Source organism: Nonomuraea sp. AD125B (genome assembly GCF_041402765.1).
In the GTDB taxonomy this organism is placed as follows: Bacteria; Actinomycetota; Actinomycetes; order Streptosporangiales; family Streptosporangiaceae; genus Nonomuraea; species Nonomuraea bangladeshensis.
Window position 1 is genome coordinate 107799 of sequence record NZ_JBGLOU010000011.1, and the last position, 14157, is coordinate 121955.

At 69.9% G+C, this 14157-nt stretch carries 9 protein-coding genes; 8 read left to right on the top strand and 1 reads right to left on the bottom strand.

What is annotated here, in order from left to right; all coding sequences use genetic code 11:
- The first annotated feature begins 1 nt into the window (after position 1).
- The 7 genes from ACBR40_RS27830 to ACBR40_RS27860 all read left to right on the top strand — a co-directional run bounded on the left by ACBR40_RS27830 (position 2) and on the right by ACBR40_RS27860 (position 10379).
- Positions 2-1396: an NAD(P)H-quinone dehydrogenase gene (locus ACBR40_RS27830; RefSeq protein WP_344216986.1), complete on the top strand. Its 1395-nt coding sequence runs from the start codon at positions 2-4 to the stop codon at positions 1394-1396.
- 142 nt (positions 1397-1538) lie between these two features.
- Positions 1539-3824: a TIM-barrel domain-containing protein gene (locus ACBR40_RS27835; protein WP_371250675.1), complete on the top strand. Its 2286-nt coding sequence runs from the start codon at positions 1539-1541 to the stop codon at positions 3822-3824.
- A gap of 19 nt (positions 3825-3843) precedes the next feature.
- Positions 3844-5148, top strand: coding sequence for an extracellular solute-binding protein (locus tag ACBR40_RS27840; protein WP_344216990.1), 1305 nt, complete (start codon positions 3844-3846; stop codon positions 5146-5148).
- Positions 5149-6012, top strand: coding sequence for a sugar ABC transporter permease (locus tag ACBR40_RS27845; RefSeq protein WP_344216992.1), 864 nt, complete (start codon positions 5149-5151; stop codon positions 6010-6012).
- Positions 6009-6830 (top strand): carbohydrate ABC transporter permease, encoded by an 822-nt coding sequence (locus ACBR40_RS27850; protein ID WP_371250676.1) that lies wholly within the window; start codon positions 6009-6011, stop codon positions 6828-6830. Before ACBR40_RS27845 ends, ACBR40_RS27850 begins: the two co-directional genes overlap by 4 nt.
- A 10-nt stretch (positions 6831-6840) precedes the next feature.
- Entirely contained in the window at positions 6841-9735 is a 2895-nt protein-coding gene (locus ACBR40_RS27855; RefSeq protein WP_371250677.1) for a glycoside hydrolase family 3 C-terminal domain-containing protein, read from the top strand.
- Positions 9736-9887: 152 nt separating this feature from the next.
- Entirely contained in the window at positions 9888-10379 is a 492-nt protein-coding gene (locus tag ACBR40_RS27860; protein WP_344216996.1) for a hypothetical protein, read from the top strand.
- Here ACBR40_RS27860 and ACBR40_RS27865 read toward each other — a convergent pair.
- A complete protein-coding gene (locus tag ACBR40_RS27865) occupies positions 10336-11082 on the bottom strand; it encodes a glycoside hydrolase family 16 protein (RefSeq protein WP_371250678.1) in 747 nt (248 codons plus the stop codon). The two genes, ACBR40_RS27860 and ACBR40_RS27865, sit on opposite strands and share 44 nt — an antisense overlap.
- 189 nt (positions 11083-11271) lie before the next feature.
- On the opposite strand from ACBR40_RS27865, the gene ACBR40_RS27870 reads away from it, so the two are divergent.
- Positions 11272-13938 (top strand): cellulose binding domain-containing protein, encoded by a 2667-nt coding sequence (locus tag ACBR40_RS27870; protein ID WP_371250679.1) that lies wholly within the window; start codon positions 11272-11274, stop codon positions 13936-13938.
- The last annotated feature ends 219 nt before the right edge of the window (positions 13939-14157 follow it).

Below are 14157 nucleotides of genomic sequence, written 5' to 3' on the forward strand. Positions count from 1 at the left end.
CGTGACGAGGATCGTGATCATCGGTGGCGGACCAGGCGGCTACGAGGCGGCGCTGGTGGCCGCTCAACTAGGCGGACAGGTCACGATGGTCGAGCAGGACGGCCCCGGCGGCGCGTGCGTGCTGACCGACTGCGTGCCGTCCAAGACGCTGATCGCGACCTCCGTCCGCAAGCAGGCGCTGCTCGACGCGCCCTCCCTGGGCATCTCCTTCGACGGCGGTCTCGACGGCGACGCCGGCACGGTCGGCGTCGACCTGCCGCTGGTCAACAAGCGGGTCAAGGAGCTCGCGCGGGCCCAGTCCGCCGACATCGCGGCCCGGGTCGAGGCCGAGGGCGTCGAGATCATCAAGGCCCGCGGCCGGCTGGTCGATCCGCAGGTCGTGCGGGCCGGCGACCGCACCGTCAGGGCCGACGTGGTGCTCGTGGCGACCGGCGCGACGCCGCGCGTGCTGCCGGGTGCCGAGCCCGACGGCGAGCGCATTCTCAACTGGCGGCAGCTCTACGACCTGGAGGAGCTGCCCGAGCACCTGATCGTGGTCGGCTCCGGGGTGACCGGGGCCGAGTTCGCCGGCGCCTACCGCTCGCTCGGCTCGGAGGTCACGCTGGTCTCCAGCCGTGACCGCATGATGCCCAACGAGGACGCCGACGGCGCCGAGGTGCTCGAAGAGGTCTACCGCCGGCGCGGCATGAACGTCATGGGCCGCTCCCGTGCCTCCTCCGTCAAGCGCACCGCCGACGGCGTCGTGGTCACCCTGGAGGACGGCCGCACGGCCGAGGGCACCCACGCGCTGATGACGGTCGGCATGGTCCCCAACACCTCCGGCATGGGCCTGGAGGAGGCCGGCGTCCAGCTCGACCGGGGCGGCTTCATCAAGGTCGACAAGGTCTCGCGCACCTCCGCGCCCGGCGTGTACGCCGCCGGCGACTGCACGGGCGTGCTCATGCTGGCCTCGGTCGCCGCCATGCAGGGCCGCATCGCGGTGTGGCACGCGCTCGGCGAGGCCGTGCAGCCGCTGCGGCTGGCCACCGTGGCCTCCAACATCTTCACCGACCCCGAGATCGCGGCCGTCGGCGTGGCGCAGCGGGCCATCGAGGCCGGCGAGATCGAGGCCAACGTCGTCAAGCTGCCGCTCGCCACCAACGCGCGGGCCAAGATGCAGGGCTTCAACGACGGCTTCGTCAAGGTGTTCTGCCGCCCGCACACCGGCATCGTGCTCGGCGGCGTCGTGGTGGCGCCGCGCGCCTCCGAGCTGATCCTCGCCGTCTCGGTGGCCGTGCAGCAGCGGCTGACGGTCGACCAGCTCGCGCACACCTTCGCGGTCTACCCGTCGCTGTCGGGCTCGATCACCGAGGCCGCCCGCCGCCTCATGCAGCCGCAGACCGACTCGGGCATCTGACCTCACTCCAGGCGCACCGCCGGGGGAACGACCCCCCGGCGGTGCTTTGTTGTGCTCCTCGGCCGCGCTCAACCGTTGACGTTTGTTGGTATGGGCACCAAACTAACTCACGGAGTTGGCGCAGCCGTTCAAAGGAGCTCCCATGCCCTATCGCCCCCCGTTGGTCGCGCACGAGTACTTCGTCGCGGACCCGCCGGAGCTGCCGGTCCGTACCCGAGGCGAGGGCGGCCTGTCGGCGGTGACCTCGGCCGAGCTGGTCGCGGCCGACGGCGCCGAGGTGATGCTCAAGGCGGTCACCACGACGGAGGAGACGCTGGTCGTCCAGGTGGGCGTGGCCGGCGAGGGCGTGATCCGGGTGCGGCTGTCGGAGGACGCGGCGGCCCGCCCCCGCTCGGCGGCGGCCATCGAGCTGGTGACCCCCGGCACGTACTCAGGGGCCCGTGCCGGGGTCGCGCCGGGCGAGCCGATCGTCGTGGACGCGGGCCCGCTGCGGGCCGAGATCCGGCTCGCCCCGTGGCACCTGCGCTTCACCGACGCCGCCGGGCGCACGCTGGTCGAGCAGGACCGCGGTCACATCGACATCAGCGGCCGGCTGCGTACGCTGCCGTTCGGCCGCTCCAGCGCGGGCGGGAGCGCCGTCGCCTATCACGAGAGCTTCGCCGCCGCGCCCGACGAGGCGTTCACCGGCTTCGGGGAGTCCTTCACCCGGCTGGACAAGCGTGGGCAGCGGCCGCTCATGTGGAACTTCGACGCCTTCGGCGCGGAGTCGCAGCGCGCCTACAAGAACGTCCCCCTCTACCTGTCCAGCCGCGGCTACGGCGTGCTGGTCGACAGCGGCGCGCCGAGCGAGTTCGACGTCTGCCAGTCCACGCACAGCGTGGTGCAGCTGGTGGTGCCGGACGACGTCCTCGACTACTACGTGATCGCCGGGCCGACGCCGCCGGAGATCCTGGACCGCTACGACCGGCTGACCTGCCGGCCCGCGCTGCCGCCGAAGTGGGCGTTCGGCACCTGGATCTCCTCCGGGTTCTGCGTGGACAGCCAGGAGCGGGTGCTGAACCGGGCGCGCACGATCAGGGAGCGCGGGATCCCGTGCGACGTGCTGCATCTGGACACGTACTGGCAGAGCGACGGGCACTGGTCGGACCTGCGGTGGGACCCGGTGAACTTCCCCGAGCCGGAGCGGATGCTGGACGAGCTGCACGGGATGGGGTTCAAGGTCTGTCTGTGGATGAACCCGTACGTGTCGCACCTGAGCCCGGCGTTCGGGCCGGCCGCCGACGCCGGATATTTCCTGAAAAATGAGCATGGTGAGCCGTACGTCGCCGACTGCTGGCACGGCTCCTTCCCCGCCTGCGGCATCGTCGACCTGACGAACCCGGCCGCCGTCGCCTGGTTCCAGGGGCTGCTGCGCGACCTGCTGCGCCAGGGCGTGGACGCCTTCAAGACCGACTTCGCCGAGGGCGTCCCGGCCGACGCCGTGGCCGCCAACGGCATGACCGGCACCGACCTGCACAACGTCTACACCCTGCTGTTCAACGACGCCGTCGCCGACGTCACCCGCGAGGTCAACGGGCACTCCCTCGTGTGGGCGCGCTCGTCGTACCTGGGCGGGCAGCGCCACAGCGCCCAGTGGAACGGCGACACCTACACCAGCTACGCCGCCATGGGCAGCACGATCAGGGGCGGGCTCGCGCACGGCCTGTCCGGCGTGCCGTTCTGGAGCCACGACGCCGGCGGCTTCACCGGCCGCCCCAGCGACGACCTCTACGTCCGCTGGACGCAGTTCGGCGCCCTGTCCCCGCTGGTCCGCCTGCACGGCACGACCACTCGCGAGCCGTGGGAGTTCCCCGCCGTCGAGGAGCAGGCCGTGGCCGCGCTCAAGCTGCGCTACCGGCTCATGCCCTACCTCTACTCGGCGGCCGTCGAGGCGGCTGCCACCGGCGCGCCCATGATGCGGGCGCTCTGCGTGGACTTCCCTGAGGACCCGGTCGCCTGGCAGGCCGACCTGGAGTACCTGCTCGGCCCCGACCTGCTCGTCGCCCCCATGACCTCGCCGGAGGGCGTCCGCCAGGTCTACCTGCCGCGCGGCACGTGGATCGACTACTGGACCGGCGACACCCTCGGCGGCGGCCGGTACATCACCGTAGAAAAGCCGCTCGACCAGATCCCCCTGTACGTCCGGCACGGCGCGCTCATCCCCGTCACCGACGCGGGCGACACCGTGACCGTGCCGGAGGAGATCACGCTCGTCGCCTTCGGGGGCGGCGACGGCACCACCAGCGTGCACGACGAGGACGGCGTGACGTTCGCCGTCGCCACCAGGCACGGCGACGAGCTGCGCGTCGCCGTCACCGGCCCGAAGCGCGTCACCGGGATCGAGATCGTCCCGGTGGCCGGAGCTCCCGCACGGGCCGTCCTTCAGTAACACCCCCCTTGGAGGGATCATGGTGAGATTCAGAGGCGCCGCGGTGCTGGCCGCCGCGGTCCTGGTCCTGTCGGCCTGCGGCTCGGGCTCGGAGACCCCCGCGCCCGCGTCGAGCTCCCAGCCGCGCGTGCTGAAGCTCTGGCACTACGAGAGCGCCGACAGCGCCATGGGCAAGGCGTGGGACGAGGCGATCAAGAAGTTCGAGGCGTCGCACCCCAACGTGAAGGTCCAGTTCGAGGCCAAGGGCTTCGAGCAGATCCAGAAGACGGCCAGCATGGTGCTGAACTCCGACGAGGCGCCCGACATCATGGAGTACAACAAGGGCAACGCCACCGCCGGGCTGCTGTCCAAGCAGGGCCTGCTGACGGACCTCACCGAGGAGGCCGCCAAGCGCGGCTGGGACAAGCTCCTGCCCGGCGGCCTCCAGACCACCGCCAAGTACGACGACCGCGGCGTCATGGGCAACGGCAACTGGTACGGCGTCCCCAACTACGGCGAGTTCGTGATGGTCTATTACAACAAGGACCTGTTCGCCAAGCACAAGGTCGAGGTCCCGACCACGTTCGAGGAGTTCACGGCGGCCCTGGACACCTTCGTCAAGGCGGGCGTGACGCCCATCGCCAACGCCGGCGCCGAATACCCGGCGCAGCAGATCCTCTACCAGCTCGCGCTCACCAAGGCGCAGAAGCCGTGGCTGTCGGCGTTCCAGTCCTACCAGGGCAAGGTGGACTTCCACGGTCCCGAGTTCACCTACGGCGCGCAGACCTTCGCCGACTGGGTGAAGAAGGGCTACATCGCCAAGAACTCCTCCGGCCTCAAGGCCGAGGACATGGGCGTGGCGTTCATGAACGGCAAGTTCCCGATGATGATCAGCGGGAGCTGGTGGTTCGGCCGCGTCGCCGCCACGATCAAGGACTTCGAGTGGGGGCACTTCCTGTTCCCCGGCACCACGCTCTCGCCCGGCTCCAGCGGCAACCTGTGGATCGTCCCCGAGAAGTCGGAGAACAAGGACCTGGCCTACGACTTCATCGACATCACCATGAGCAAGGACATCCAGAACCTGCTCGGCAACTCCGGCGGGCTGCCCGTGGCCGCCGACCCGGCCGCGATCACCGACGCCCGGAGCAAGGAGCTGATCGAGACCTTCAACAAGCTCACCAGCACCGACGGCCTGGCCTTCTACCCCGACTGGCCGGCCCCCGGCTACTACGACGTCCTCGTGGCCGGCGTCCAGAACCTCATCAACGGCAGCAAGACGCCCGAGCAGGTGCTGGACGAGATCGCGGGGCCGTACGAGGACAACCTCGCCGACATAGGCAACTGAATGAGAGTGCGCACAAGGGGATACTGGCTCTACCTGGTCCCCAGCCTCGTCCTGTTCACGGCCGTGATCGTGGTGCCGTTCCTGATGAACGTCGGCGCGAGCCTCACCCGCTGGTCCGGGGTGGGCACGCCGCGCTGGGTCGGGTTCGACAACTACGCCCGGCTGATCGAGGACGAGCGGTTCTGGCAGTCGTTCCAGCACAACGCGGGGCTGATCGTGGCGATGGCCGTCGTGCCGACCGCGATCGGCCTCGTGCTGGCGGCGGCGCTGTTCGACTACATCGGCAAGCGGTTCGGGCCGCGCACGGCCTCGGCGCTGCGCGCGGCGTACTACCTGCCGCAGGTCCTGCCGGTGGCGGTGGCCGGCGTGGTGTGGGGCTGGCTCCTGCACCCGTCGTACGGCGCCGTCAACGAGATGCTCGGCCTGGACCTCGACTGGCTCGGCGACCCCGACCTGGCGCTGGCCACGGTCATGGCCGTCATGGTGTGGTTCCAGCTCGGCTATCCGGTCGTCATCTTCATGGCCGGGTTGCAGCGCGTCGATCCGGCCTACTACGAGGCGGCCGAGATCGACGGGGCCTCCTGGTTCCGGAGGTTCTGGCACATCACGATCCCGCAGATCCGGCCGGAGATCTTCGTGGTGCTGCTGACGTGCACGATCGCCGCGCTCAAGGTGTTCGGGCCGATCTTCGTGCTGACCAGGGGAGGGCCGGGCAACGCGACCATGGTGCCGTCGTACTTCTCGTACCTGAACTTCTTCCAGAAGAGCAACGTCGGGTACGGCTCGGCCATCGCCACGGTGCTGGCGCTGATCATCATCGTGGTGACGTTCCTGTTCCTGCGGGTCCAGGAGCGTGAGCAGTGAGGGGGCCGGGGCGCTGGGCGGTGCTGACCGCGCTGGCCGTGCTCGCGGTCGTCATGCTGTTCCCGTTCGCGCTGGTGGCGCTCAACGCGGTCAAGTCGCCGGCGGACTACAGCACGCAGGGGCCGCTCGCCCTGCCGGACGGGCTCTATCTCCAGGGCCTGGTCGACTTCTGGAACCGGGTCGGCTTCGGCGGCAAGCTCTGGAACAGCTTCCTGATCAGCGGCTCCGTGGCGGTGCTCGCCGTGGTGCTGTCGGTGCTCAACGCGTACGCGCTGGGCATCGGCCGGGTCAAGGGGCGGCTGTCGATCCTGGTGCTGTTCCTGGTGGCCAACACGCTGCCGCAGGAGGCGCTGGCCTATCCGCTCTACTACCTGGCCAAGGCCGTGGGGCTGTACGACACCCAGCTCGCCGTGATCATCGTCATGACCGTGATCCAGGCGGCGTTCGGCACGTACCTGCTGAGCGCGGTGCTGGGCCAGTTCCCGAAGGAGATCCTGGAGGCCGCGGCCATCGACGGCGCGGGGCGGCTGCGCGCCCTGTGGCAGATCGTGGTGCCGATCAGCAGGCCCACGCTCAACGTCCTGCTGATTTTCTTCTTCATCTGGACCTGGAACGAGTTCTTCCTGCCGCTCGTCTTCCTCATCTCCAACGACACCCAGACGGTGCCCGTCGCCCTCGCCGTCCTGCAGGGGGAGAAGTACATGGACGCCACCATGTCCAGCGCCTCCGCCCTGCTCGGCATCGTGCCGGCGGTCGCCTTCTTCCTGATCTTCCAGCGCACGCTGACCCGAGGTGTGACGGTCGGCGCCATCAAGTGACGGAGTGCCCATGCGTTCACGTGTCCCCTTATTAGCCACCCTGACCCTGGCGGCCTCGCTGCTCGCGGCGCCGGCCGCCCAGGCGGGCGGTACAGTGGCGGACTTCCCGTTCCAGAACCCGCGCCTGCCCCTGGAGCAGCGGGTGGACGACCTGCTCGGCCGGCTCACGCTGGACGAGAAGCTGGGCCTGCTGCACCAGTCGCAGGCCGCGATCCCGCGCCTCGGCATCGCCTACCACAAGAACGGCACCGAGGCCCTGCACGGCGTGGCCTGGTCCAACGACCTGAACGACGGCTGGCGGCAGAAGTTCGCGAGCGGCACGGTGTTCCCGCAGGCCGTGGGCCTGGCCAGCACCTGGGACCCGGCCCTCATCAAGAAGGTCGGCTCGGCCGTCGGCGACGAGGCGCGCGGCTACAACGCCGCCGACCCGGTGGTGTGGGGCACCCAGGTGTGGGCTCCCGTGGTGGACCTGCTGCGCGATCCGCGGGCGGGGCGCAACGAGGAGGGCTACTCGGAGGATCCGTACCTGACGGGGGCGATCTCGACCGCGTACGGCAAGGGCCTCCAGGGCGACGACCCCTTCTACCTGAAGACCGCGCCGGTGCTGAAGCACTACCTCGCCTACAACAACGAGACCGACCGCGGGATCACCTCCTCCAACCTGACGCCCAAGCTCAAGCACGAGTACTACGAGCAGGCGTTCAAGACGGCGATCTCGGCGGACGCGGCGACCGGCGTCATGGCCTCCTACAACCTGGTCAACGGCCGCCCGAACCACGTCAACCCGGACCTCGACGCCGTGGTCCGCTCGTGGACCGGCAAGACCCTCTACAACGTCAGCGACGCCTGGGGGCCGCACGCGCTCACCGACCTGGAGCACTACTACGACAACAAGCCCGAGGCGTTCGCCGCCGTGCTGAAGTCGGGGCTCGACAGCTACACCATCGACGACAGCAACAGCGGCCCGATGATCACGCATCTCAAGTCGGCGCTGGACCAGGGCCTGATCGCCGAGTCCGACGTCAACGACGCGGTGCGGCACGTGCTGTCGATCAGGACGAGGCTCGGGCACTTCGACCCGGACGGCGGGCCGTACAAGAAGATCACGCCGGCGGTGATCAACACTCCGGCGAACCAGAAGCTCAACAGGGAGACCGCGGCCAAGGCCGCCGTGCTGCTGCGCAATTCCGGGACGCTGCCGCTGGCGAAGCCGAAGTCGGCGGCCGTGGTCGGGCCGCTGGCCGACCGGCTGCACCGGGACTGGTACTCGGGGCAGTTCCCGTACCAGGTGACGCCGCTCGCCGGGATCAAGGAGCGGGTGAGCGACGTGAGCACCGGGCAGGGGCTGGAGCGCGTCGCGCTCAAGCACCTGGCCTCCGGCAAGTACGTCACCGCCACCGGCACCGGCCCCGACGACAACGCCGCGCTGCTCGACACCGCGCCCACGGCCGCCTCCCAGTGGGACCTCACCGACTGGACCGGCGGCGTCTCCACGCTGCGCAACGCGGGCAACGGCAAGCTGCTCGGCGGCGACTGGCGCTCGCTCGACACCGACGACGCCGAGCCCGACGGCTGGTACGTGCAGCAGCAGTTCGCCCTGGAGCGGCAGTCCGACGGCAGCTACCTCATCCGGTACGCCGGTTATGAGACGGTCGAGGGCTGGTTCGGGCTGTCCGACCCGTACGTGACCGTCACCGCGGACGGCGCCCTGGCCCTGGCCCCGAAGGCCGAGGCCGCGAAGTTCGGCAAGGAGGTCGTCTCCGACGGCATCGCCGAGGCCGCCGCGCAGGCCGCCAAGGCGGAGGTCGCGGTCGTGGTCGTGGGCAGCCACCCGTTCGTGTCCGGCCGCGAGTTCCACGACCGGCCGAACCTGCAGCTCGGCGAGGGGCAGCGGCGGCTCATCGAGGCCGTGCGCAAGGCCAACAAGAGGACCGTCGTGGTGCTGGAGACCAGCTACCCGGTCATCGTGGACGCCCCGACGCTGCTGTGGACCACGCACGCGGGCGCGGAGACCGGGCACGCGGTCGCCGACGTGCTCTTCGGCGACGTCAACCCGGCGGGCCGGCTCACCCAGACCTGGCCGGCCAGCGACGACCTGCCGAGCAGGTTCGACTACGACCTGACCAAGACCGGCATGACCTACCTGTACGGGAAGGACAAGCCGCTCTACGCCTTCGGGCACGGGCTGAGCTACACCAGCTTCGGCTACCAGGCGCTCAGGGTCCAGGGCGAGCAGGTGAGCGTCAAGGTCACCAACACCGGCCGGGTCCGCGGCGACGAGGTCGTGCAGCTCTACACGCACCAGCGCGAGTCCCGTTTCGTCCAGCCGGTCAAGCAGTTGCGCGGCTTCCAGCGGGTCACGCTCAACCCCGGCGAGAGCCGCACGCTCACCTTCCCGCTGAAGAAGTCCGACCTCGCGGTGTGGGACCACACGCGCGGCAAGTGGGTCGTCGAGACCGCCACGCATGACGTGCTCGTCGGCTCGGCCTCCGACCGGATCAGGCAGACCACGAGGCTGCGCGTGTCGGGCGAGAGCGTCCCGGTCCGCGACCTGACGCGGACCACCCGGGCGATGGACTTCGACGACTACTCCGGCGTCGTCTTCGCCGACGAGAGCAAGGTCGCCGGCGAGGTCGTCGAGGGCTCGGCGGGCGACTGGGTGTCGTTCACCAAGGCGTCGTGGGGCTCGCGGCTGACGGCGGCGGTGGCGTCGGCGGGCGGCGGCTCGTTCGAGATGCGCTCCGGCTCGCCGACCGGCCCGCTGCTCGCCACCGTCCCGGTGCCCGCCACGGGCGGGATCTACCAGTACGGGTCGGTGAGCGCGACGGTGAAGGCCGGCTCGGGCGCGCTGTACCTGGTGTTCAAGGGCGATCTGCGGCTGAAGGACTTCGCCCTGGCCCGATGAGCGCGGCCCGATGAGCCCGGTCCGATGAGCCCGGCCCGATGAGACGTTCCGTGGCGGCCATGAGCATGGTCGTGGCCGCCACGGAACCCTCCTCTTGGATAGTAGAGTTATCTAGTGTATAGATAGTGCTGCTATCCAATGAGGGAGTCGTGATGACGGTAATCGTCCTGCTGGTCGCCACCCTGGCGTTCCGGTCGCTGGGCGCGCTGGGCGTGACCCGGTTCGCCACCTGGCGGGTCAGCGCCGCCCACGGGCTGGCCGTCATGCTGGTCATGACGGCCAGTGCGCACTTCGTCCCGGCGAGCGTGACGTTCATGCCGAACCACGCCGACATGGTGGCGATGGTGCCGCCGTTCGTGCCGTTCCCCGCCTTCGTGGTCTACCTGACCGGCGTGCTGGAGCTGGCCGGGGCGGCCGGGCTCGTGCTGGAGCGCACCCGGCGGGCCGCGGGGATCTGCCTGGCGCTGCTGTTCGCCGCCATGCTGCCGGCGAACGTGTACGCCGCGCTGAACGACGTCACCCTCGGCGGCGAGCCCGCCACCCCGCTGTGGCAGCGCGTCCCCGAGCAGGTCCTCTACATCGCGATCGCGCTCTGGGCGGCTATCGAGGTCCGCGCGCGTAGCCTCGCACGTAGTCCACGGTGAACTCCTTCGGGTACGTGCCGGAGCCAGGACGGAACTCATAGACGCCGAGCATGAGCTGCATCGGGTAGGCGGGCGACTGCCGCACCGTCCGCACGTGCCGCCCGTCCACCTCGAACGACACCTGCTCAGGGGTCCATTCGGCGGCGTAGACGTGGAACTCGCGGGCGTCGATCGGCAGCGCCTCCACGGTGAAGTCGTCGGTGATGGACGGGTCGCCGAAGGGGTGCACGCCCATGCCGACCTTTGAGCGGTCCGGGCCGACGTCCTTGCCGAAGATCTCGGCGACGCAGATCTCGGCCGAGCGCTCCGGCGCGTCCTCGTAGCCGATCATCCAGAGCGCGACCATCGAGTCCGGGTCGTCGAGGGCCTTGGCACGCATCTCGATCCGGGCGTACTGCGGCGTGTAGAGCCGCCGCGCGGCCTGCTCCTCGCGGACCGTCAGGCCGCCGCGCCCGTGCTGGCCGACGGCGCTGCCGACCGGCCCGGAGAACACGCCCGTCTGGAGCGAGGACACCCGCAGCTCGCCCTCGGCCTCCGGGTGCCACGCGGGCTGGTCCTGCTCGACACGCAGCCGCAGCAGCCCGCCGTCCAGCCGGTGGCGGGCCCGCGCCGCCTCCCGGCCGCTCCATTGGGGCAGGTAGTAGGGGACCCACTTCGTCTCGTCCAGGCGGTCGCCGTCGAAGGTGTCCTCGAACTCCAGCACGTCAGTTGCTCCTTTAATTCGTTGTACGTCCAAACTATTGACCTCCGACGCCGCGATGTGTGAGCCTTCTGGGGAAGCTCATGCGCGGAAGGCGCGGAGACGGTCAGGGTCTCGCACTCTGCTCGTGCATGGCGGTCATCCGATGCCTTGGGGCCGCCCTCCGGCGTGCCCGGAAAGGAAGAGCCGCGCATGCGAAAAAGGTTATTGGCCTGCCTGGCGACGTTCGCCGTCCTGCTGGTGGTGGCCGTCGTCAGGATGACGCCGGTCTCGGCGGTCGCCTCGGATCCGTACGCGTACAAGAACGTGCGCATCGACGGCGGCGGGTTCGTCCCCGGGATCGTCTTCAACCCGACGGAACGCAACCTCATCTACGCCCGCACGGACATCGGCGGCGCGTACCGCTGGAACCAGTCCACCAAGTCCTGGACCCCGCTGCTCGACTGGGTCGGCTGGGACAAATGGGGCTACAACGGCGTGATCAGCCTCGCCACCGACCCCATACAGACCAACCGCGTGTACGCCGCCGTCGGCATGTACACCAACAGCTGGGACCCCAACAACGGCGCCATCCTGCGCTCCACCGACAAGGGCGACACCTGGCAGGTCACGGCGCTGCCGTTCAAGCTCGGCGGCAACATGCCGGGACGCGGCATGGGCGAGGCGCTGTCCGTCGATCCCAACGACAACCGCGTGCTCTACTTCGGCACGCCCAACGGCAACGGCCTCTGGCGCAGCACCGACTACGGCGCCACCTGGGCCAAGGTCGCCAGCTTCCCCAACGCCGGCAACTACGCCCAGGACCCCAATGACGCCAACGGCTACCTCAGCCACCGCCCCGGCGTCGTCTGGGTGACCTACGACAAGCGCTCCTCCAGCGCCGGCACCGCCACCAAGACCATCTACGTGGGCGTCGCCGACAAGGAGAACACCGTCTACCGCACCACGGACGGCGGCGCCACCTGGTCGCGCCTCGCCGGCCAGCCCACCGGGTACATCGCCCACAAGGGCGTGCTCGACACGGTCAACGGCTACCTCTACATCGCGACCAGCGACACCGGCGGCCCGTACGACGGGGCCAAGGGCGACGTGTGGCGCTACGCCACCGCGACCGGGACGTGGACGCAGATCAGCCCCGTCCCGTCCTCCTCCAGCGACGACTACTTCGGCTACAGCGGCCTCACCATCGACCGGCAGAAGCCCGGCACGCTGATGGTCGCCACCCAGATCTCCTGGTGGCCGGACGTCATCTTCTTCCGCTCCACCGACTCCGGCGCCACCTGGACCCGGGTCTGGGACTGGACGTCGTACCCGAACCGCAGCTTCCGCTACACCATGAACATCACCGAGAACCCCTGGCTGACCTTCGGCACCAACCCGCAGCCGCCCGAGGTCACGCCCAAGCTCGGCTGGATGACCGAGTCGCTGGAGATCGACCCGTTCGACTCCAACCGGATGATGTACGGCACCGGCGCCACCGTCTACGGCACCGAGAACCTCACCCAGTGGGACGCGGGCGGCCAGTTCACCATCCGGCCCATGGCCAAGGGGCTTGAGGAGACCGCCGTGCTCGACCTGATCAGCCCGCCCAGCGGCGCGCCCCTGATCAGCGGCCTCGGCGACATCGCCGGCTTCCGCCACACCAACCTGGACGCCGTACCGCCGATGATGTTCACCCAGCCGCTGTTCACCTCGACCACCAGCCTCGACTACGCCGAGAAGAACCCGTCCGTGATGGTCAGGGCCGGCAACTTCACCGACGCCGACCGCCCCAACGACAGCCACGTCGCCTTCTCCACGGACGGCGGCGCGAACTGGTTCCAGGGCACCGAGCCGGGCGGCGTCAACGAGGGCGGCACGGTGGCCGCCGCGGCCGACGGCTCCCGCTTCGTGTGGGCGCCCAAGGGCGTCACGCCCGTCTACTCGGTCGGCTACGGCAACTCCTGGCAGACGGCCTCCGGCCTGCCGACGGACGCCGTGGTCGAGTCCGACCGGGTCAACGCGAGCAAGTTCTACGGCCTGAGCGGCGGCCGCCTCTACCTCAGCACGAACGGCGGCGCCACGTTCACCGCCACCGCCGCGACCGGCCTGCCTGCCACGGGCAAGTTCAAGGCCGTGCCCGGCATCGAGGGCGACCTGTGGGTCGCCGGCGACGGCGGCCTCTGGCACTCCACCAACAGCGGCACGTCCTTCACCAAGGTCAGCGGCATCACCAAGTCGGTGAACGTCGGCTTCGGCAAGGCGGCGCCCGGGGCGACGTACCAGGCGATCTACACGGTCGCCACGATCGACAACGTCACCGGCCTCTACCGCTCCGACAACGGCGGGTCGAGCTGGCTGCGCATCAACGACGACAAGCACCAGTGGGGCAACATGGGCGAGGCGCTGACGGGCGACCCGCGCGTGTACGGCCGGGTCTACCTGGGCACGAACGGCCGCGGCATCATCTACGGCGACCGCACCGGCCCCCCGGTCACCGTCACCCCGACCGCGACCGTGACCCCGACCGCGACCGTCACCCCGACGGGGACGGCCACCCCGACCGTGACCCCGACGACCGGCACCGGTTGCACGGCCACGTACAAGCCGGGCAACAACTGGCCGGGCGGCTTCGGCGCCGAAGTCACCGTCCAGAACACCGGCTCCTCGTCGATCAGCGGCTGGAAGGTCACCTGGTCCTGGCCCGGCAGCCAGACCATCACCTCCCTGTGGAACGGCACCGTCACCCAGTCGGGCACGAACGTGACCGTGACGAACGTCGGCTACAACGGCAACCTGGCGGCGAACGCCTCGACATCGTTCGGCTTCAACGGCTCCGGCACGGCCACCACCCCCACCCTCACCTGCACCCCTGCCTGACGAGCGACCCCGAAAAGGTCCTCGCTCCGCTCGGGCGCCCCTCCTCGGGGATCGAGGCTCCGCCTCGATCCCCGGGCGAGAGGGCTTCCAGCCCTCTCCCGCTCTCCCGGATGCCCGGCCCGCCGGAGCGCTGGGCCAAAAATCCGCCGCCTTATGGTCACAGGGTGGGCCCTCAGCGTCTCGAACACGAGGCTTTGAACACCTCTCATGTTGACGAGA

Coding starts and splice junctions, on each gene's coding strand:
- ACBR40_RS27835 (WP_371250675.1), top strand. CDS start 1,539: ATGCCCTATCGCCCCCCGTTGGTCGCGCACGAGTACTTCGTCGCGGAC.
- ACBR40_RS27840 (WP_344216990.1), top strand. CDS start 3,844: ATGGTGAGATTCAGAGGCGCCGCGGTGCTGGCCGCCGCGGTCCTGGTC.
- ACBR40_RS27845 (WP_344216992.1), top strand. CDS start 5,149: ATGAGAGTGCGCACAAGGGGATACTGGCTCTACCTGGTCCCCAGCCTC.
- ACBR40_RS27855 (WP_371250677.1), top strand. CDS start 6,841: ATGCGTTCACGTGTCCCCTTATTAGCCACCCTGACCCTGGCGGCCTCG.
- ACBR40_RS27860 (WP_344216996.1), top strand. CDS start 9,888: ATGACGGTAATCGTCCTGCTGGTCGCCACCCTGGCGTTCCGGTCGCTG.
- ACBR40_RS27870 (WP_371250679.1), top strand. CDS start 11,272: ATGCGAAAAAGGTTATTGGCCTGCCTGGCGACGTTCGCCGTCCTGCTG.